This is a genomic window from Rheinheimera baltica, assembly GCF_030731985.1.
GTDB classification, from domain to species: Bacteria; Pseudomonadota; Gammaproteobacteria; order Enterobacterales; family Alteromonadaceae; genus Alishewanella; species Alishewanella baltica.
In genome coordinates, this window is sequence record NZ_JAPJDY010000006.1 from 146,073 (window position 1) to 166,097 (window position 20,025).

Below are 20,025 nucleotides of genomic sequence, written 5' to 3' on the forward strand. Positions count from 1 at the left end.
ATGGTTTATCAGTAAAGCAGGGAGCTATAGTACCTTGCAGACTTAGAACTGCAACCCAAAAAAAAGCGGCCAAAGCCGCTTTAACCTTACGTACTAGTACAATACGTTAAAAATTAACAACCAGATCGCCAGAGCAGCTGTCTGTTCCCGCTACGCAAATTTTATACGTAGTGGTAGCGGCTTGCGAGTTGAATCGATCACGATATCTCCCGTTAGCATCTGTGGTAGTTATTAGTGCAGCGTCACGATAAATGTCAACGGTTTCTGCCGTTCCTGTCCAACGTAAATCTACAATGGTTGAACCGGTTCTGGTGCGCACTGAACGATGTAAAGTAAGGTCAATGCTAACGTCAGACTCTGTCACGCTAACCATTTTCATACTGCTATCGGTAAGGCCGGTTCTGTCAGTAACCATCAGACTAACCTGATAGGTACCTGGGGCTGCATAGCTATGTTGTGGGCTTGCACTTGTTGACACATTGCCATCGCCAAACTCCCAACTCCAGCTGCTGATATCATTATTAACATCGGTAGATAGATCGCTAAAGCTAACGTTAAGACCGCTAGTTACAAAACTAAAATCTGCCTCAGGGGCAACAGGATTTGGCCCGGTGTCACCATCAGGTAGCGCTGTCAGTACCAGGTTCCAGTTATTAAGTGTACCCGTATCGGCACCGGCATTATCAGAGACAAACAATGTCCAGTCGCCTTGCATTGTCTCACCGTCGAAGCTATCAATTTGCCAGCTTTGTACTAAATCATCTGCACTGCCGCCAGTACGATTATGTAATATATGGTCAGTGCCTTGTGGTGAACGTAATGTTACCAATAGATCACCTTGCCACGTATGCGTAATGTTAACGCCAACATTTGTACCAAATACTGTACCTTCTTGCGCAACATTAATGACACTACTAATACCTGTAGGATCATTGTCCGGGATTGCGACTGGGGTATCGTTGTTGTAAGGGTAGTCTTGCAAACCTTGTGGCTGCACATTTAAACCTGCATTAACCGATTTAACCAGTTCACCTGTTGCGATATCAGTACCGGTTACAGTGAACTGATAACTACCCCAAGCCGTGCTGGCTGATGTAACCACATCCAATGTTAGCGCTTGTCCTGGTTGTGCTGTTGTTGCAGATAAACTAACACCGCTAAGCGCTGGTGTAACGTCAACACTGAGTGCAACATCGCCCATCCAGTCTGCAACATTGCCGATATTGAGCGTATACTGTGCTGCATCGCCAGCAGTAATTTGTTGATTACGTGGTGACAATGACAATTTAAACGACGGCGTTGGATCGGCTTCTACCATCGCATTGGCTAAATTTAGCCGTTTACCTGAGACCGTTTTACCTTCTAAAGCAACCAGGCTGTCACCTGATTCCATCAAAATGGTTTTCATTTCATCTGCCGTTAGATCCGGATTAACCGACCAGAGAAGTGCTGCTGCGCCTGCAACATGGGGTGACGCCATCGATGTACCAGAATAGGTTGCATAGCCATTGCCAGGTACAGTAGATAAAATATCAGAGCCAGGCGCGCCTAAATCAACAGAAGTTACACCGTAATTTGAAAAGCCAGACATGTTGTCGTTTCGATCTGTTGATGCTACAGACACGATAACGTCAAGATCATAGGCGGCAGGGTACATAGGAGCAGAGTCCGCATTGCCCCCGTCATTTCCCGATGCTGCGATAAATAAGATGCCAGCTTCACCGCCGGATTCAATAGCGGCCCGCAGTGTTTCAGAGAAGCCGCCGCCGCCCCATGAGTTATTTGTCGCTTTTATATCAACACCATAATTCAGCTTAAGATCAGTAAAGTAGTTGATGCATTCAATAGCTCCGGCTGTGCTACCGCCGTCTGGCCCCAGAAACTGACATGGCAACAGTGTAACATTCCAGTTAACGCCGCTTACTCCTACACCGTTGTTACCTGAACCGCCAATAGTGCCGGCAACGTGAGTACCATGGCTGTCACTATCCATCGGATCTTGCTCATCATTAAGTGTTGAATAGCCGTAGGTGCTACCGGGTAAGTTACCAGGGTTAACCCAGCGGTTATCAATTAAATCAGGATGATTGTAATCCATGCCGGTGTCGATAATACCAATAATGATGTCATGACTGCCGGTAGAGATATCCCAGGCGTCAGCCGCTTTAATATCCGCACCTGCTGTACCACCACTTTGGCCAGTGTTATTCAAACCCCACAATTCATTGAACCTCGGATCATTCGGTATAGCCAGTGCATGTAACGGGTAATCCGGTTCAGCAACCTCAACAGCCGGATGTGCTGCTAGTGTTTTTATCAGCCTTGCACGGTCTGCTCCTTTAGGCACCGATACTTTTACAATACGGCCATCAGCAATATAGCGCATTTTTACGTCGCGACCCTGAGCGTCTAGCTGACGTAAACTTGCACCGTTTTGTTTAATAAGCGCTTGTCGCTCTTGTTTTGATACGCCGTGTTTAAACATAACTAAAATTGAATCGTCCGTAGCAGTAGTGCCTGCCAGTGCTGAACCAGATAACAACGCTGCTGCGATAGCAAGTGTTAGAGTTTTTTTCTGCGTCATAATTACCCCAATTAATGGTTTGTTAAATATATGCCTTTTTTGTTAGCACAATAAGGGATAGCACGAATGTTAACTTATGTTAAACAAATGATTGAAAATAACCCAAAAGTATTAAGCACAAAGGTGTAGTTTATGTTAATAGTAATGGTTAAAATAATGATTTTTTGAATATATAATAATTCATGCTAGTTAATTACGAATTGAAAAATAGTTATTTTGTCCTATTGCAGCTTTTTTACGGTGCTTTAGCCTAGAATTTGTTGCAACAACGTTAAGGTGTTTGAGTGATTAATAAAATAAAGATGTTACTAATGCTGGCAATGTTGGGCTTTGCCTCGCATGGCTATGCAGAGGTCTCAGTACAATTAACGTCGTTGCTTGAGCGGCATGCATTAGCCAATGGGGTTGACATAACTCAACTTGGCGATCTTAACGTTGCTGATGTTATGCAGTCAGGCCAAGGCCAGTATGCTGTGCTGTTACAACAAGGTGTATTAAACCAGATCGTAGTACAACAAACCGGGGTTGGGCACCATGCTGGCATAACCCAGTATGGTAATAACAACTCTGTTGAGGTTATTCAAAATGGGGCGAATAACCTTATTCAGGTTGAACAGTGGGGTGACCGACATTTTACTATTGAACAGTCAGGTGTCGGTGCCACAATTTCAGTTATTCAATACTAAAAATAAGCTAGGGAGCATTTTATGAATCGGAATTTTTCACGTAAACACATGCTTGGTTTGGCAATAGCATTAATTGTTAGTGCGCCGGCCTTAGCCGCAAATAATGAAGTGGTTATCAATCAGACATCAGCGCCAGCAACGGAAGGCAATATTGCAAACGTTAGCCAAGCCGGTGACATCAATGTACTTTCTTTAAATCAAAATGGTTCTGCTAACAGTAACGTTGTACAGCAAGATGGTGTCTGGCTTGAATCATACAATAACGTTACGGGTAACAATAATCAGGTTGACACTACCCAACTTGCAGACTGGCACATTGCCTCATTAGACATTAACGGCAATGACAACAACGTAACGCTGTCACAAGATGGTTTCTTTAACGACGCCCAACTTACGCTAAATGGTGCAAATAACTCAACATTACTTATGCAGAATGGAGACCAGGACGAGGCGATAATTTCACTGGATGGTAATGGCAACAACACAGAAATTCAGCAGCTTGGAAACGCTAACTGGGTTAATGCGGGTTTTGTGGGTAACGATAACGAACTGCTAAGCCAACAGACCGGAGATAACAATGAAGCGGGGATGTTCAATCTTAGTGGCGACCGCAATACATTTGAATCTGAGCAAATGGGAAATGGTAACGTCGGGGGGGTTGTTGGTCTAACTGGCGACAGCAATAACTTCTTTGTGGCACAGGAAGGTAGTGCAAACGTTTTTATTGCGACAGACGTAGCGGGTAATGACAATTTGGTTGATGTTTTGCAAACAGGTAATGCCAACGAATTTACATTGCAACCCCTTGCCGGTGAGCAGAACCTGATATTGGTTGATCAGCGTGGAGATGGCAATGTTGTTGCAGCCCCGCTGGGGTTAAGTGGTAACGACAATCAGGTTGATGTGTGGCAAAGCGGAAATACAAACGCTGCAACGTTTGCTACTGAAGGTGACGCTCATAACATTGAAATTCAGCAGCGTGGAGATGGCAATAGTAGTGAAATGCTGTTGACAGGTTCCGGTAACGTTGGCGTGATTTATAGCCGTGGTAACAATAACGCTGGTGGTTTGGCCTTAATCGGGGTTTCTAACAGCGGCAACCTGCAGCAAGTAGGTGACGATAACACCGCTGTCGTTGAAATTATTGGTGACGACAATAATGTCATGGTGCAACAGCGCGGCAATGAAAACAATTTATTTGTTAACAGCGAAATGGCAGTTACCGGAAGTACCGTTGATGTGGAACAGAACGGTGACATTAATTTGGTAGATTTATTGGTTGCGGGTAACGGTAATACATTAGATATACTGCAAAATGGTAATGGTAACTGGGTTGCCGGTGACGACGGGTATTTTGCACTGTCGGGCAATAACGGCAGCTTATCTGTAACACAGCAAGGTAGCGACAACCTTGTGCTGGGTGCACAGGGCGGTGATGGAAATATGATGTCGGTATCTCAAATTGGGGATTTTAATACCGCCATTGTTGTTCAGAACTAAGTTAAGCATAAAAGCGGCGCAAGCCGCTTTTATGCATTAATGCTATGAAATACTTCACTAAGGTCATATTTTCAGTACTGATATTTACTTGCTCTTTTTCGTCTCAGGCAGATGACATTGAGCTTGGCGGAATGGTGCTCGATCGGTCTATATCTCGTTTTGGTAAAGACTTCACTTTTTATTACGCCGGTTACTGGCGGGATATGCCATCAACTGAGGGCGTTACCGTGGTTATCTATGAACAAGTTTACCCTCAATCAGGGACCTTACTTTGGGTCGAAATGAACCAAAAACGCATTTATCAAACCTATTTTGGTCGTCGTTATAACGACGTTAAACAAATGGCTGAACAAGCGGTGTTGTTAAGTATTAATGAATTGGCAAACATTCAAGCCAGTAAAATGCTTGGCGAAAGCGTCGACGACCAGTAGTAAAAGGAATAATAATGAAGGTGATATCACTGCTAGCCGCTGTATTAGCGTGCAATTATGTTAGTGCAACTGAAATAGTTTACACGCCGATTAATCCCAGTTTTGGCGGCAACCCGCTAAATGGTAATTTTTTACTGCAGAAGGCACAAAGTCAGAACGCTCATAAAGCTGAAACGGTGGGACTGTCTTTTATCGATAAGTTTCAGGATGCCTTAGAGCGTAACATCATTAACTCGCTAACACGTCGTATTGCTGATGGCGAGTTAGTGGAAGGCGTGTATAACACAGGTGAGTTTCTGGTTGAAGTGAATACCGGCACAGATGGCAGCGTTATTGTAAACATCACTAACCTTGAAACTGGCGAAGTCACCATCATTACCATTCCTGCGATAGGGGGCTAACGATGAGATTACATAACGTCGTTTGTTTTATCAGTGTCGCATTAGTGTTAAGTAGCTGTTCTTTATTACCAAAGCCAGATATTAATATTTCACCTGCTAGTATTAATCCACAAAGCGCTATGATGACTCAACTTCAGCAGCAAGGGCGTCCAAGAACTGCGATCCCGGTATCGGTGTATGCATTTCGTGATCAAACCGGACAATATAAGCCTCAAGCTAATGTCTCGAGTTTTTCAACTGCAGTAACTCAGGGCGCTACATCGGTGTTAACTCAAATTTTGCTGGAGTCTGGCTGGTTTGCGCCATTGGAACGTGAAGGGCTACAAAACCTTCTGACAGAGCGCAAAATTCACGGCTCAAACAAAAAATTGACCGAGTTGCCACCGTTAAAAGAAGCGAGGTTGTTGTTTGAAGGCGGGATTATTAGCTATGAAACCAACCTGAGTACCGGCGGTATTGGTGCGGAGTATTTTGGCATCGGTGCGTCGGAATTGTACCGGGAAGATCAAGTAACTGTGTATTTACGCGTAATAGATGTGCATAGTGGTCAGGTACTATTATCTGTGTCAGCAAATAAAAAAGTGTTTTCTCAAGAGTTACGGGCAGGCTTGTTTCGCTACGTATCATTAAATAGGCTGGCAGAAGTGGAAGCCGGTTACTCAACCAACGAGCCTGTACAATATTGTGTGAAGCAAGCTATGGAATCTGCCGTAATTGAACTCATTGCACTAGGGCAAAAACGCAGTTTCTGGCGGGCAGAGGATCAGTTAAGCCTAAATGGGGCAGAAGGATCTTGACGAAACGGCTGTTGCACCCAGCGCAGCAGCTCTACCCGGTTTCTAGCATGTGTTTTTCGAAATATAGACGACAAATGTGCTTTAACGGTATGTGCACTGATGTTCAAATTTAGCGCTATTTCCTTATTACGGGCACCTTCAGCGACTAACTGAATAATCCGCTTTTCTTGTTTTGTCAGTAGGCTGTTCTCTGGAAGACTAAGTGCATCTTGATTAGCGGTTACTTTTAAAGCCAAAAGCTGATCGACTAATTGAGACATAACAGAGCGGGCAAAATAGAGTTCGCCAAGCATCATGGTTCTAAGCCCGGTGAGCACGCGGTCCAGTTGCTCATCACGATAAATAACGCCTCTAAGTCCTGCGTGTAACGCTTGAAGCGGGTCTACTAACATTCTTTCAGTTTGAAACAAGAACACCGCTGATTTTTGCAACAGGTATTGTAGTTCGGCTGACATGCCTTTTTTGTTCCAGTCAATATTAGTATAAGGAAAAGCGATCAGGGTGCCTGGTTTAATGGTGCCACCATATAACAGTTCAACTTTTGATTTCTGTTCAACCAAAATACCAACTGATTGTGCCAGCAAGGTTAAACTATGCTGTGACTCTTGCTCGGTAAGTACGATAAGTTTCATAAACTTATCCATCAGATATACTCCTGCGAACTGCGAATATCGATAGTGCCTATACTGTACCGGGCATAATTTTAATGCAACCATTTAACGGTTTGTTTAAACCATGCTAGCATAATTGGCAATTAGACGTGGGGTTGGTATGACTGTTAAATTACTATTTGTTTGCCTGGGGAACATTTGTCGTTCACCTACGGCACATGCCGTAATGCAAAAAAAAATTACAGATCACAATATGCAGGTAGAAATAGAATCGGCAGGCACAAGCGCTTCGCATCGTGGTGCATCTCCTGACTCTAGAAGTCAGCGAGAAGGTGTTGCCGCTGGTTATGTATTTAGTGGCATTGTGTCAAGACCGGTACAGGATACCGATTTTGAATATTACGATGTAATACTTGCTATGGATAACGACAATTTGAAAGCCCTTAGAGCACGTTGCCCAGCTGAACTACAGCATAAAATCAAACTGTTTTTACAATATCATCCTGAATTTCCGGCCATCAGCGAGGTACCTGATCCTTATTATGGTGGCAGTAGAGGCTTTGCCTTGGTATTGAAATTAATTGAACAGGGCTGTGATGGTTTGCTACAACAATTAAAGCAACAGTCAGATTAAATGTCGCATACTTGGCTAAAACGTGTACAGAAATTCTTGCTGATAAGAAAATGTCATAGATTATGCTAAAGTCGGCATTGAATTTACGTCCAGAAGTCTATAACTTGCTGGCACTATATTAAACAAAGGAACATCATCGTGACCACCTGGACGCCTCAAAGCTGGCGCAACCTTCCGATCCAACAGCAACCAAGCTATCAGGACCGGGAATTGTTGCAACTTGTTGAACAGCAATTACATAAATACCCGCCTCTGGTTTTTGCTCAAGAAACGCGGGATTTGTTTAGTCAGCTTGGACAAGTTGCAGAAGGTCAGGGTTTTTTACTGCAAGGTGGTGATTGCGCCGAAAGCTTTAACGATTTTAATGCGCCTAAAATTCGCGACACGTTTAAAGTACTACTGCAAATGGCTGTCGTGTTGACGTTTGCTGGTGGTTTACCCGTGGTGAAAGTGGCGCGAATGGCTGGCCAATATGCCAAGCCCCGCTCCAGCGATATGGAAACCATTAATGGGGTGGAATTACCTAGCTATCGTGGTGATATCGTCAACAGCTTTGAGTTTACCGACGCGGCGCGTCAGCCCGATCCAAACCGGTTAACCACGGCTTACCATCATTCTGCGGCTACACTGAACTTATTGCGCGCCTTTGCACAGGGCGGACTAGCAGACTTGCATCAGGTCAGTAAATGGAATATGGGCTTTGTGGAATCCAACCCGCTGAAAGAGCGCTATCAAGATGTAGCACAGCGAATTCAGGAAGCACTACGTTTTATGGAGATTTGTGGTATTACCGGGCAAAATTCGCCGTCAATCCGTGAAACTCAACTATATACCTCGCATGAAGCCTTGCTGCTCAATTATGAAGAAGCCCTTACCCGGCGTGATTCATTAACCGGCGATTGGTATGACTGCTCTGCACACATGGTGTGGATAGGTGAGCGTACGCGACAATTGGATCACGCACATATTGAATTCTTTCGAGGAATTCATAATCCAGTGGGTGTGAAAATTGGTCCGGGCATGCAACCGGATGAGCTTATACGTTTAATAGATGCATTAAACCCCAACAACGTAGCAGGCCGTTTAACACTTATTACGCGCATGGGCGCAGATAAGCTGGCAGACAAATTACCTGCTTTAGTGCGACGTGTACAACAAGAAGGGCGCAAAGTTGTATGGAGTTCTGATCCAATGCATGGCAATACGGTAAAAGCCAGTAACGATTATAAAACCCGTGATTTTGAAGCCATATTGCGTGAAATCCGTAATTTCTTTGCTGTTCACAAAGCCGAAGGCAGTCATGCTGGTGGAATTCATCTGGAGATGACCGGTGAACATGTTACCGAGTGCACGGGTGGCGCCTATGGTTTAAGTGAAAATGATTTAGGCAAACGTTACTTTACCCAGTGTGATCCACGTTTAAATGCTGATCAGGTACTGGAATTAGCCTTCTTAATTGCCGATACTTTGCGCACAGCGCGTAAATAATCACGCGCTCACAAGGAGCGCCGGTGCAATCAGGTCAACAGCAAGATAATCATCGTGGCCAGCAAGCAACTGCTGGCCAACGTTATTGTGTTGGCGTCGTTGGTGCTGGCAGTATAGGTTGTTTTTTAGGTGCCTATTTATGTCAGGACAGCGCTCTGGACGTAAAATTTTTTGGCAGAGAAACCATGGCTTTGGAACTAGCCGCCCATGGTTTGCGCGCCTCATCTTATCGTCAGCACCATTACTTTGCTCAGCCGGTCGCATTTTACAGTTCACTCAGCAGCTTAATTGAATGTGATCTGGTGTTATTAACGGTAAAAGCGAATGCGTTAGTGCCAATGCTGCTAGAGTTAAAACGCTATTTGCGGCCTGAGATACCCGTCGTTGCCATGCAAAACGGTATTGGTATTGCTGAAATGCTATCGCAAGACATCGCCAATCCTATATTACGCGCCATAATACCCTTTAATGTTATTAAGCCCAAAGCAGGACATTTTCAGCAGGCAACTGCTGGCAACATTATCTGGCAACAGAACACGCATAAGTTGGTTAATTATGTCATTGCTGTATTTAACCGATTAAAATTGTCAGTAGACGTGTGTCTCGATATCACTGCTGCCGAGTATGGCAAGCTGCTGTTGAATTTAAATAACGCCTTAAATGCGATAACTGATATACCGCTGAAACAACAATTGCTAGACCGTGACAGCCGATTAATCTTAGCCCTTGCTATGCAGGAGTGGTTGGCCATTTGTGCGCAGGCTGGCGTAAAGCCATTGCGTTACACTTTGCTACCCAATACTTTGCTGCCGTGGTTACTTCGCATGCCTACATCTATTTTTAAGCGTATTGCTCACGTATTGTTAGCGATAGATCCTGCTGCGCGCTCGTCTATGTGGGATGATATACAAGCAAAAAAACGGACTGAAATTATGTTTCTAAATGGTGCTGTAATGCGGCTTGGGCAGCACTATCATCTGCCCACACCGGCAAATAGTGTGCTGGTAGATTACATAAAACAGTTAGAAATGGGCACATTTCATCCGCAAAGTACGCAGACTTTGTTGAAAAAAATACGTCAACACGCCTAATATTTTCGACGTTTCAGCCCCGTTTTAGCGATAATTTTCGCTGATATTTCTTCTATAGAAAGATGGGTAGAGTTTAAAAACGGAATTTGCTCACGGGTATATAATTTCTCAACTTCGTTGAGTTCAAGTTGGCATTGTCGCATCGATGCATAACGACTGTTTGCCCGCCGCTGTTCACGGATTTGGCTTAAACGCTCTGGTGTAATGGTAAGTCCAAATAGCTTAGTTTTATTGCGCTGCAAAACATCGGGCAGGTGTAATTGTTCCATATCTTCTTCAACAAACGGATAGTTTGCGGCTTTAATGCCATATTGCAAAGCTAAATACAGGCTAGTGGGGGTTTTACCTGAGCGGCTAACACCCACCAGGATGATATCGGCTTGATCATAGTTTTTTAAATTAGAACCATCATCATTCGCCAAAGCAAAGTTTACAGCATCGATACGAAAGTCATAGGTTTGTTCGTGAATACTGTGCGTGCGGTGTGTTTTTGGCACGGGTGCTACGCCAAGCTCGCGTTGAAGTGGTTCTACAAAGGCATTAAGAAAGTCATAGCAGACGCCGTCACTACTATTAATAATTTGTCTGAGATTGTCATCAACAAAGGTTTGAAAAATTAAAGGGCGTTCCCCCGTGGTTTTATAACGATCGTTTATGCGTTGCTTCACTTGCTCTGCCATTTCATTGGTTTCAACAAATGGTATGGTTATATGTTCAAATTGTGCTGGAAATAGAGTAAGTAAGGCATGACCGAACACCTCAGCGGTAATAGCGGTTCCATCAGAAATATAAAAGGCTGCTCGCACAGTTGCTCCGTTTTGTTGTTATAAAATTACATTGAAAATTAAGGTTTTAATTCATGCTGACGCCAGTGTAAAATTGTTTTGCTATGTAATGCTAGCTGTAAGCTTACACGCCTCACAACAAAATGGAGACGAACTGTGCAAGAATTTGTGATTTGGTACGAAAATCTGGGGATGCATGATGTAGACCGTGTAGGCGGTAAGAATGCGTCATTGGGTGAGATGATCAGTAATCTGGCGAATGCCGGTGTACAGGTACCAGGCGGCTTTGCGACTACAGCCTATGCCTTTAACCAATTTCTTGAGCAAAGTGGTGTTAACGAGCGAATTTATCAGCTGTTAGACGGACTGGATGTCGATGACGTTACTGCCCTGGCAAAGGCGGGTAAGCAAATTCGCCAGTGGGTTATCGACACCCCGTTTCAGCCGGAATTAGAACAAGCTATTCGTAACGCTTATCAGCAATTACATCCCGACACCTCGCACGATGTGTCTTTTGCCGTGCGTTCTTCGGCTACTGCTGAGGATATGCCCGACGCCTCTTTTGCCGGACAGCAAGAAACATTTTTAAATGTTCGCGGTTATGATGCCGTGATTGTTGCCATTAAGCATGTTTTTGCCTCGTTGTTTAATGACCGTGCCATTTCATACAGGGTACATCAGGGGTATGACCATAGAGGTGTCGCATTATCTGCCGGCGTGCAGAAAATGGTGCGCTCCGATTTAGCGTCGTCTGGCGTAATGTTCAGTATTGATACTGAATCAGGCTTTGAAGAGGTGGTATTTATTACATCATCTTATGGCTTAGGTGAGATGGTCGTGCAAGGTGCTGTTAACCCAGACGAATTCTATGTGCACAAACCAACACTGGCTGCAGGCCGCCCGGCGGTGGTAAAACGAAATTTAGGCAGCAAAAAAGTAGAGATGGTGTACTCCGGCGAACAGGGCCATGGTAAGCAAGTAAAAATTGTAGATATTGACACTGCGCGCAGCCACAAGTTTTCGTTAACCGACGCCGAAGTAGAAGAACTGGCAAAACAAGCCGTTATAATTGCACAGCACTATGGCCGCGCCATGGATATTGAATGGGCCAAAGACGGTAACGACGGCAAACTTTATATTGTGCAGGCGCGGCCGGAAACCGTTAAAAGCCGCGAAGACAGCAACAGCATGGAGCGTTTCCAATTACAGGGTAGTGCGCCGGTGTTAGTGGAAGGCCGGGCAATTGGCCAGCGTATTGGTAGTGGTACGGCAAAAGTGCTTAGAGGCATTGAGCAAATGGACCAAATACAACCGGGTGATGTTCTGGTTACCGATATGACTGATCCCGACTGGGAACCCATCATGAAACGGGCTTCAGCCATTGTGACTAATCGCGGTGGCCGAACTTGTCATGCGGCCATTATTGCCCGTGAGTTGGGTATTCCTGCCGTAGTAGGTTGTGGTGATGCTACCAGCAAAATTAAAACAGGTCAGCAGGTCACCGTATCTTGTGCTGAGGGCGATACCGGCTTTATTTACGATGGCAAGTTAGACTACAAAATAGTTAGCAGCCGTGTTGATAAAATGCCCAAGCTTGACTTAAAAATTATGATGAACGTAGGCAACCCAGAGCGGGCGTTTTCATTCGCTAAATTGCCGCATGCCGGCATAGGTCTGGCCCGACTTGAATTTATTATTAACCGTATGATTGGCGTGCATCCTAAAGCGCTAATAAACTTTGATGCGCAAACACCGGAACTTAAAGCCACCATTAGTGAAATGATTGCCGGTTATGAAAACCCTGTCGAGTTTTACATTGCCAAGTTAACAGAGGGTATTGCAACGCTAGCCTGTGCCTTTGCACCGCAAAAAGTCATTGTGCGTATGTCAGATTTTAAATCAAATGAATACGCGAACTTAGTGGGTGGACGTCAGTACGAACCGCACGAAGAAAACCCGATGATTGGCTTTCGTGGCGCGTCTCGTTATATCTCTAAAGACTTCCGCGACTGCTTTGCGCTTGAAGTTGAGGCGTTAAAGCGGGTTCGAAACGTTATGGGCTTTACTAACGTTGAAGTGATGATCCCGTTTGTTCGCACGCTTGGCGAAGCAAGTAGCGTAATTGATTTACTTGCCGAGCATGGCTTAAAGCGCGGTGAAAATGGTTTGCGCGTTATTATGATGTGTGAGTTACCGTCCAATGCATTATTGGCAGAAGAGTTTCTTGAATACTTTGATGGTTTCTCAATCGGCTCAAACGATTTAACGCAGTTAACGCTAGGTTTAGACCGTGATAGCGGCCTTATCGCACATCTGTTTGATGAGCGTAACCCCGCCATTTACAAATTGTTAGAGATGGCCATTAAAACCTGTAAAGCCAAAGGTAAGTATATTGGTATTTGCGGGCAGGGGCCTTCAGATCATGAAGACTTCGCGGCGTGGTTAATGCAACAGGGTATAGATAGCGTTTCGCTAAACCCGGATACGGTACTTGAAACCTGGCTATATCTGGCCGAGAAATACGGTAAGTAAATGTAAAGCCCCGCAAATCGCGGGGCTTTTTTATCAGGTGCCGCAAAACGTGTTGCTGATACACTGCTCGGGCATTGGTGGCTGTGCCAAATCGGCATTTTCGCCACTGAGTGTGAAAGGCGTTTGCAGAGCCTTGTGCAGCCTGTTAAACAATGATAAATCACCTTCAGTGTTGGCCAGCTCAATCGCTTTGGCTATCTGATGATTACGCGGGATAAGCGCCGGGTTAGTGGCATCCATCTGTTGTTGCACCTCATTTAGCGCTAAACCTTGCGTAGCCAGTCTCGTCTGCCAGCGGTTAGCCCACTGCTGCCAGTTGCTGCTGTCGGCAAACAGCTGTGCAGCACCCTGCGTTGTATTGGCCACTGACAGGCTTAAAAGGCGAAATGTCTGGCTAAAGTCTGTGCTGTTGCCGCTCATCAGATTAAGTAAGTCTCTGATCAGCACTTCGTCGTCTTTTGTTGCTGACTTAAGGCCAATTTTTTCGCCCATCAGCTGTAAAAACGCTGCTTCGTTTTCGGCATTAAACTGCAGCAGTGCGGCTGTGGCGAGTTCTATCGCCTGCTCTGGCTCAGCGCTTAATAGTGGTAGCAAGGTTTCAGCAAAGCGGGTCAGGTTCCAGCTCGCCATTTTCGGCTGATTGCCCCAGGCATAACGGCCTTGTCTGTCGATATAGCTGTAAACTTGCGCCGGATTAAACGCATCCATAAAAGCGCAGGGACCATAATCGATGGTTTCACCGGCAATACTCATATTGTCAGTATTCATGACGCCATGAATAAAGCCGATGCTCATCCATTTGGCAATGAGCTGTGCCTGCGCAGTGATTACGCTGGTTAATAACGTCAGGTAAGGATTTTCTGCCGCAGCACTTTCAGGATAATGCCGTTTTATAACGTAGTCTGCGAACGTTTTAAGCTGAGCAATATCCCCTTTTGCCGCAATAAACTGAAAACTGCCAATTCGAATATGGCTTTTCGCGATGCGGGTAATAATGGCGCCTGGCTCTGCTTTATCGCGCTGTAACCAATCACCGGTAAGCACTGCTGCCAGTGCTCTGGTTGTTGGCACTCCAAGCGCATACATTGCTTCACTGACTAGGTATTCCCGCAGTACCGGACCGAGCGGGGCGCGGCCATCGCCGCCACGCGAATACGGTGTGCGTCCAGCCCCTTTTAACTGTATGTCGTAACGCTGTTCATCGATGGCAATCACTTCAGCAAGCAATAACGCACGGCCATCGCCAAGCTGCGGTACAAAGTGGCCAAATTGATGTCCGGCATACGCATGTGCAACTGGGTTTGCCCAGTCTGCAATCACATTTCCACTAAATACGGCTAAACCTTCATCACTTCGCCAGTACTGTTCCGGTAAACGTAATTGCGTTGCCAGTTCAACGTTGAACGCCAGCCACTGCGGCGCGGCCACTGGGGTTGGTAAGCAAGCAGTTGAAAACGGTTGACCAAGTTCGGCCAGGCTATGCTGTACAGAAAAGTGCTTCATATTTTAGTGCCACAATTGAACGTATTACGCGGTAGTGTACAGACAGGGGATTTTAGATACAAAAAAACCAGCAAAATGCTGGCTTAAATGTTGGTTGCGGGAGCCCTGCTTTTGTGAAGAGTGAACCGACGACCTTCGGGGTATTGAATTTAAGGCACAAAAAAACCGACTTTATTAGTTGGCTTAGTTGGTTGCGGGAGCCCTGATGTTTGTGAAGAGTGAACCGACGACCTTCGGGGTATTGAATTTAAGGCACAAAAAAACCGACTTTATTAGTCGGCTTAGTTGGTTGCGGGAGCCGGATTTGAACCGACGACCTTCGGGTTATGAGCCCGACGAGCTACCAGGCTGCTCCATCCCGCGTCCGTAACTTAACACCGAGCAGAGTGTGTTAAGTATTTGTTTGCAATGCCGTTTCAACTTTAAAGTTGGTTGCGGGAGCCGGATTTGAACCGACGACCTTCGGGTTATGAGCCCGACGAGCTACCAGGCTGCTCCATCCCGCGTCCGTCATTGCGGGGCGCATCTTAGTGTTTTTACTTTAGGCTTGCAAGCCTTTAGCTACTTTTATTTTCTCCCTTTGGTTCAAGTGCTTCTTTAATAAGCAAAGTGCGGTTTAATAAAGCAATTTCGCTGTATTGTAAAAACTCAACCTTATAAATAGTACATTCTGCTATACTAGCGACCATTTTTGATAAGGGTTGGGTAGCATGCTGGAATTCTGGGCGTTAACGTCTAAAGGGGTAGAAGAGTTGTTGGCGGATGAAGTTCGTCAACACGGTGGTGAAGTGTTAAAAGTTACCATGGGGGTGGTACGCTTTAGTGCTGACTTACGCACCGGCTATCAGCTGTGTCTATGGTCACGCCTGGCTACCCGCATTCTGCGCTTAATTCAGTCTGAGCCAATAACTGCAGATAGCGATATTTATCAAGTAGCCTGTAAAATAGACTGGCCGCAACAAATGTCGTTACGCAATAGTTTGGCGGTGGATTGTGTCGGTAAGCACCCGAAGATAGACAACACCCAATTCGGCGCTATTCGTTTAAAAGATGCTATTGTTGACCAGTTTCGCGAAGAAACCGGCAACCGGCCTGATGTAAACCGTATGGATCCAGACGTGCGGTTTCAGGTGCGGTTAGATAAAAACCATTTCCACTTTCTACAGGACTTCTCGGGCCCCTCTTTGCATCAACGTGGTTATAGAAGCGGGCAGGGAGACGCACCTTTAAAAGAACACCTGGCTGCTGCTTTGTTGAAACGCTCTGGCTGGCAGGTTAACCAACCCTTGTTTGACCCTTTCTGTGGCAGTGGCACTATTGTGGTTGAAGCGGCATTAATTGCTTTGAATAAGGCGCCTGGTTTAAGCCGGGAGAAATTCGCTTTTGCCGGTTGGCCAGGCCATCGTGAAGCTATCTGGCAACAACTAAAGCAAGATGCCAAGGATGCTGAGCTGACATTGCCTGCGACTGTTCAGTTTTGGGGCTCAGACTCGGATGAACGCAGCCTGGCAAAAGCAAAACAAAACGCCGCACGTGCCGGTGTTGCCTCTGTTGTGCAATTTGATTATGCCGATGCAACTGCTCTAAAAACTGCCGTTACCGCAACAGCCGGTGTAATAGTCACAAACCCTCCGTATGGTGAGCGTTTAGGCGATTTACCGTCATTGATACCGCTGTACAGTAAATTTTCACTGGCGTTAAAACAGCATTATCAGGGCTGGCGCTTAGCCATTATTACTTCAAACACCGATTTGCTTCGTGCTTTGCGCTTGTCTAAAACCAAGAGCTATAAATTTACCAATGGCCCGTTGGATTGCGAATTCACGTTGTTTGATTTAACAGAGAAACAAGTGGCGGTCAGTAGCGACGCACCTTCACTGTTTTACAGTGAAAGTAGCTCTTTTGGTAACCGGTTAGCAAAAAACCTTAAGCAACTGCAAAAGTGGGCGAAAAAGGAAGGCCTAAATTGTTATCGCTTATATGATGCCGATATTCCTGAATACAATGTGGCTGTTGATTGGTACGACGGTGAAGTCGTGGTGCATGAGTACGCTGCTCCTTCGACTGTGGATGAGCAAGTGTCGCAAAAGCGTTTATTCGATGTAGTAAACCAGGTACCTGCGGTGCTAGGCATCAGTTCTGACAAGATGATATTAAAAGTCCGTGAAAAGCAAAAAGGCAGCTCGCAGTACCAAGCCATAGCTAAAGCCGGACAGTATAAAGAAGTAAGTGAATACGGCGCTAAGTTCCTGGTTAATTTGCGCGATTATTTGGATACCGGTTTATTTTTAGATCACCGCATTACCCGTCGTATGATCCAGCAACAGGCAAAAAGCAAAACGGTATTAAATTTATTTGCTTACACTGGCAGTGCTTCGGTACATGCCGCTATTGGAGGCGCAACAAGTGTCACAACGGTCGACATGTCAAATACCTACCTTGATTGGGCTAAACGTAATTTCACCATTAATGGCCTGAATGGTAAGCAGTACCAATTTGAACAGGCCGACTGCTTGCAATGGTTAAGTCGTTGCCGTGCACAGTTTGATTTAATATTTGTTGACCCGCCAACGTTCTCAAACTCTAAGCGTATGCAAGACAGCTGGGATGTGCAACGAGACCACGTTAATTTACTTAATATGTTAACACCGCGTCTGGCACCGGGTGGCAAGGTGATTTTCTCTAACAATAAACGTCGGTTTAAAATTGATACGCAAACACTTAACGATGCAGGTTGGCAGGTTAAAGACATCTCAGCGGCTACCTTGCCAGAAGATTTTAAGCGCAACCCCAATATCCATGTGTGTTTTGAGTTAACCCGGTAAGCCATGCGCGCCGAGTTAGTTTTATACAGTACCTGGGGCTGTCACTTATGTGAGCAAGCTGAGCAGTTACTCCTGCAAGCGGATTTAACGCAGCCATTTAAGGTTGTGGATATTGTTGAAGATGAACAAGCCTTTGAGCGTTATCGTGTGATGATCCCGGTATTACGCTCAGGTGACAATGAATTATGCTGGCCGTTTGACGCGGCACAGCTGGTAACATGGCTTAAGGAAGTAAGTTAGTGGAATTATTACGTTTTCAGCAGGCATGCCTGGCATTTGGTACGCACCCCATTTTAGACCATGTCGATTTTAGTTTATTTAGTGGTGAGCGGGTGTGTCTGGTAGGACGCAACGGCGCCGGCAAATCCTCCTTTTTAAAACTGCTGACCGGTCAACAAAATTTAGATGATGGCCAGATAGTGGTGAATACCGGTGTGGTGCTAAGCCGTTTAGAGCAAGATCCGCCAGCGAAGATGGATGTGAAAATAGCGGATTTTATTCGCGAAGGTGCTGGTGATTTAGCCCAAAAGGCACAGCAATTTTATACTTTGTCAGAAAATTTAGAAGGCGCGACTGACGCTGACTATCGTTTATTTGAACAACTACAAAGCGAAATGGACACCCGTGATGGCTGGGGCTTGGAAAGTCGTGTGGTTGATTTATGTCAACAGTTTGAAATGGACGGCAACGCTAGCTTAGCAACCTTATCGGGTGGTTGGTTGCGAAAAGCAGCTTTAGCCCGTGCGCTTATTGCTAAGCCTGACATTTTATTACTGGACGAACCGACTAACCACTTAGACGTTGCGGCAATACAATGGCTTGAGCAGTTTTTACTAAACTTCTCCGGCGCCATAATCTTTATTTCGCACGACAGGGCATTTATTCGTGCACTAGCCACCCGCATCATCGATTTAGATCGCGGACAATTGACATCACACCCGGGCAATTATCAGGAATATCTGGATCGCAAACAAAAAATGCTGGAAGACGAGCAACAGCATAATGCCTTGTTTGATAAAAAGTTGGCTGAAGAAGAAGTGTGGATCCGTCAAGGCATTAAAGCCCGCCGTACGCGTAACGAAGGCCGGGTAAGAGCACTTAAAGCATTACGTCGTGAAAGAGCAGAGCGGGTAGAAACGCTTGGTAAGGTTGATTTTAATATTGAGCAGGCCGACCGCTCCGGTAAATTGGTATTTGAAACCAAGGCCATCAGCTGTGGTTTTAACGGTAAAACGATTATTGATAAGCTTGATTTGCTGGTCATGCGGGGCGATCGTATCGCATTGGTCGGTCCTAATGGGGTAGGCAAATCTACGTTGATTAAACTGCTGCTGGGTGATTATAAACACGACAGTGGTGATATAAAGCGCGGCACTAATATTGAAGTCGCCTATTTTGATCAACATCGTATGGCACTGGATTTAAATGCCACCGTGCAGGATAACGTGGCTGAAGGTAAGCAAGAGATCACCCAAAACGGTAAAACCCGCCATGTGTTAAGTTACTTGCAAGACTTTTTGTTTCCTCCAGCCAGAGCGCGCACTCCGGTTAAAGCCCTGTCAGGTGGGGAAAAAAATCGTTTATTGTTAGCAAAATTATTTGCCCGGCCAAGTAACTTGTTAATTCTCGATGAGCCAACAAACGATTTGGATGTCGAAACGCTGGAACTGCTGGAAGATATTTTGCAGCAGTACCAGGGCACAGTATTACTAGTCAGCCACGACAGGGAATTTGTTAATAATACGGTTACCAGTTCACTGCTGTTTGCCGGTGCGGGCCGCATTGTTGAAATTGCCGGTGGATACGACGACGTTATTGCTTATCAACAACGGCAGGCTCCAGCAGTTGTGACTGCACAAAAAGTGACAAAACAAGCACAAAGCATTACAGAAGAAACACCGGTGCAGGCTTCTGTTGTTAGCTCTAAGAAGTTATCATACAAAGAAAAACGTGAACTGGAACTGCTACCCGCACTAATAGAGCAGCTCGAAACCTCACTTGAAGCCATGCAAGCTTTGGTTAACAGTGCTGAGTTTTTTAAGCAAAATGCAGAGCAAACTCAAGACACGTTGAACCAATTACAACAGACCGAGTCGAAGCTGGCGCAAGCGTACGCGCGCTGGGAAGAATTAGACGCATAAGAAGTAGAATTTAGGG

Annotated in this window: 16 protein-coding genes and 2 tRNA genes; 12 read left to right on the forward strand and 6 right to left on the reverse strand. The window is 45.4% G+C overall.

Annotated elements, in window-relative coordinates:
- Positions 1-106: 106 nt before the first annotated feature.
- The gene (locus tag ORJ00_RS11660; protein ID WP_306139937.1) at positions 107-2,584 is read right to left on the reverse strand and encodes a S8 family serine peptidase; all 2,478 of its coding nucleotides are present in this window, start codon (positions 2,582-2,584) and stop codon (positions 107-109) included.
- A gap of 284 nt (positions 2,585-2,868) precedes the next feature.
- Between ORJ00_RS11660 and ORJ00_RS11665 the strand changes: the two genes are divergently transcribed.
- From ORJ00_RS11665 to ORJ00_RS11685, 5 genes are read left to right on the forward strand one after another with little or no spacing between them, the layout of a single operon-like run.
- Complete coding sequence (locus ORJ00_RS11665; RefSeq protein WP_027672907.1) at positions 2,869-3,270, forward strand: minor curlin subunit CsgB, nucleation component of curlin monomers; 402 nt, start codon at positions 2,869-2,871, stop codon at positions 3,268-3,270.
- A gap of 21 nt (positions 3,271-3,291) precedes the next feature.
- Positions 3,292-4,770 (forward strand): hypothetical protein, encoded by a 1,479-nt coding sequence (locus tag ORJ00_RS11670; RefSeq protein ID WP_306139938.1) that lies wholly within the window; start codon positions 3,292-3,294, stop codon positions 4,768-4,770.
- Between the two features lie 44 nt (positions 4,771-4,814).
- The gene (locus ORJ00_RS11675; protein ID WP_306139940.1) at positions 4,815-5,201 is read left to right on the forward strand and encodes a curli production assembly/transport protein CsgE; all 387 of its coding nucleotides are present in this window, start codon (positions 4,815-4,817) and stop codon (positions 5,199-5,201) included.
- Positions 5,202-5,215: 14 nt separating this feature from the next.
- Entirely contained in the window at positions 5,216-5,602 is a 387-nt protein-coding gene (locus tag ORJ00_RS11680; RefSeq protein ID WP_027672910.1) for a curli assembly protein CsgF, read from the forward strand.
- A 2-nt stretch (positions 5,603-5,604) separates the two neighbouring features.
- A complete protein-coding gene (locus ORJ00_RS11685) occupies positions 5,605-6,399 on the forward strand; it encodes a CsgG/HfaB family protein (protein ID WP_306139942.1) in 795 nt (264 codons plus the stop codon).
- Here ORJ00_RS11685 and ORJ00_RS11690 read toward each other — a convergent pair.
- Positions 6,366-7,043 (reverse strand): helix-turn-helix transcriptional regulator, encoded by a 678-nt coding sequence (locus ORJ00_RS11690; RefSeq protein ID WP_306126700.1) that lies wholly within the window; start codon positions 7,041-7,043, stop codon positions 6,366-6,368. The two genes, ORJ00_RS11685 and ORJ00_RS11690, sit on opposite strands and share 34 nt — an antisense overlap.
- A gap of 127 nt (positions 7,044-7,170) precedes the next feature.
- Here ORJ00_RS11690 and ORJ00_RS11695 point away from each other — a divergent pair, with 127 nt between their 5' ends.
- From ORJ00_RS11695 to ORJ00_RS11705, 3 genes are all read left to right on the forward strand, one after another.
- Positions 7,171-7,644, forward strand: coding sequence for a low molecular weight protein-tyrosine-phosphatase (locus ORJ00_RS11695; RefSeq protein ID WP_027672913.1), 474 nt, complete (start codon positions 7,171-7,173; stop codon positions 7,642-7,644).
- Positions 7,645-7,782: 138 nt separating this feature from the next.
- Positions 7,783-9,132 (forward strand): class II 3-deoxy-7-phosphoheptulonate synthase, encoded by a 1,350-nt coding sequence (locus tag ORJ00_RS11700; RefSeq protein ID WP_027672914.1) that lies wholly within the window; start codon positions 7,783-7,785, stop codon positions 9,130-9,132.
- 23 nt (positions 9,133-9,155) lie between these two features.
- Complete coding sequence (locus tag ORJ00_RS11705; RefSeq protein WP_306126701.1) at positions 9,156-10,223, forward strand: 2-dehydropantoate 2-reductase; 1,068 nt, start codon at positions 9,156-9,158, stop codon at positions 10,221-10,223.
- Here the strand turns inward: ORJ00_RS11705 and ppsR are convergent.
- Positions 10,220-11,029, reverse strand: a complete 810-nt coding sequence (gene ppsR, locus ORJ00_RS11710) for a posphoenolpyruvate synthetase regulatory kinase/phosphorylase PpsR (RefSeq protein ID WP_306126702.1) — start codon at positions 11,027-11,029, stop codon at positions 10,220-10,222. The genes ORJ00_RS11705 and ppsR overlap by 4 nt on opposite strands.
- A gap of 135 nt (positions 11,030-11,164) precedes the next feature.
- On the opposite strand from ppsR, the gene ppsA reads away from it, so the two are divergent.
- Positions 11,165-13,540: a phosphoenolpyruvate synthase gene (ppsA, locus tag ORJ00_RS11715; RefSeq protein ID WP_306139943.1), complete on the forward strand. Its 2,376-nt coding sequence runs from the start codon at positions 11,165-11,167 to the stop codon at positions 13,538-13,540.
- 33 nt (positions 13,541-13,573) lie between these two features.
- Here the strand turns inward: ppsA and ORJ00_RS11720 are convergent, their stop codons facing one another.
- The 3 genes from ORJ00_RS11720 to ORJ00_RS11730 all read right to left on the reverse strand — a co-directional run bounded on the left by ORJ00_RS11720 (position 13,574) and on the right by ORJ00_RS11730 (position 15,549).
- On the reverse strand, positions 13,574-15,043 hold the full coding sequence (locus ORJ00_RS11720; protein ID WP_306139945.1) for a protein adenylyltransferase SelO: 1,470 nt from the start codon (positions 15,041-15,043) through the stop codon (positions 13,574-13,576).
- 286 nt (positions 15,044-15,329) lie between these two features.
- Positions 15,330-15,406: transfer RNA gene (locus ORJ00_RS11725), tRNA-Met, on the reverse strand.
- 66 nt (positions 15,407-15,472) lie between these two features.
- Positions 15,473-15,549, reverse strand: a tRNA-Met gene (locus ORJ00_RS11730).
- A 204-nt stretch (positions 15,550-15,753) separates the two neighbouring features.
- Between ORJ00_RS11730 and rlmKL the strand changes: the two genes are divergently transcribed.
- The 3 genes from rlmKL to uup are packed head-to-tail and all read left to right on the forward strand — an operon-like array spanning position 15,754 to position 20,009.
- Complete coding sequence (rlmKL, locus tag ORJ00_RS11735; RefSeq protein WP_306125632.1) at positions 15,754-17,868, forward strand: bifunctional 23S rRNA (guanine(2069)-N(7))-methyltransferase RlmK/23S rRNA (guanine(2445)-N(2))-methyltransferase RlmL; 2,115 nt, start codon at positions 15,754-15,756, stop codon at positions 17,866-17,868.
- A 3-nt stretch (positions 17,869-17,871) separates the two neighbouring features.
- Entirely contained in the window at positions 17,872-18,108 is a 237-nt protein-coding gene (locus tag ORJ00_RS11740) for a glutaredoxin family protein (protein ID WP_027672920.1), read from the forward strand.
- Entirely contained in the window at positions 18,108-20,009 is a 1,902-nt protein-coding gene (uup, locus tag ORJ00_RS11745) for an ATP-binding cassette ATPase Uup (RefSeq protein ID WP_306139946.1), read from the forward strand. Before ORJ00_RS11740 ends, uup begins: the two co-directional genes overlap by 1 nt.
- The last annotated feature ends 16 nt before the right edge of the window (positions 20,010-20,025 follow it).

Excerpts from the sequence above, each read along its gene's own strand:
- ORJ00_RS11685 (WP_306139942.1), top strand. The coding sequence starts at position 5,605 with ATGAGATTACATAACGTCGTTTGTTTTATCAGTGTCGCATTAGTGTTA.
- ORJ00_RS11740 (WP_027672920.1), top strand. The coding sequence starts at position 17,872 with ATGCGCGCCGAGTTAGTTTTATACAGTACCTGGGGCTGTCACTTATGT.
- ORJ00_RS11675 (WP_306139940.1), top strand. The coding sequence starts at position 4,815 with ATGAAATACTTCACTAAGGTCATATTTTCAGTACTGATATTTACTTGC.
- ORJ00_RS11660 (WP_306139937.1), bottom strand. The coding sequence starts at position 2,584 with ATGACGCAGAAAAAAACTCTAACACTTGCTATCGCAGCAGCGTTGTTA.
- ORJ00_RS11690 (WP_306126700.1), bottom strand. The coding sequence starts at position 7,043 with ATGGATAAGTTTATGAAACTTATCGTACTTACCGAGCAAGAGTCACAG.
- ORJ00_RS11680 (WP_027672910.1), top strand. The coding sequence starts at position 5,216 with ATGAAGGTGATATCACTGCTAGCCGCTGTATTAGCGTGCAATTATGTT.
- ORJ00_RS11670 (WP_306139938.1), top strand. The coding sequence starts at position 3,292 with ATGAATCGGAATTTTTCACGTAAACACATGCTTGGTTTGGCAATAGCA.
- ORJ00_RS11720 (WP_306139945.1), bottom strand. The coding sequence starts at position 15,043 with ATGAAGCACTTTTCTGTACAGCATAGCCTGGCCGAACTTGGTCAACCG.
- rlmKL (WP_306125632.1), top strand. The coding sequence starts at position 15,754 with ATGCTGGAATTCTGGGCGTTAACGTCTAAAGGGGTAGAAGAGTTGTTG.
- ORJ00_RS11695 (WP_027672913.1), top strand. The coding sequence starts at position 7,171 with ATGACTGTTAAATTACTATTTGTTTGCCTGGGGAACATTTGTCGTTCA.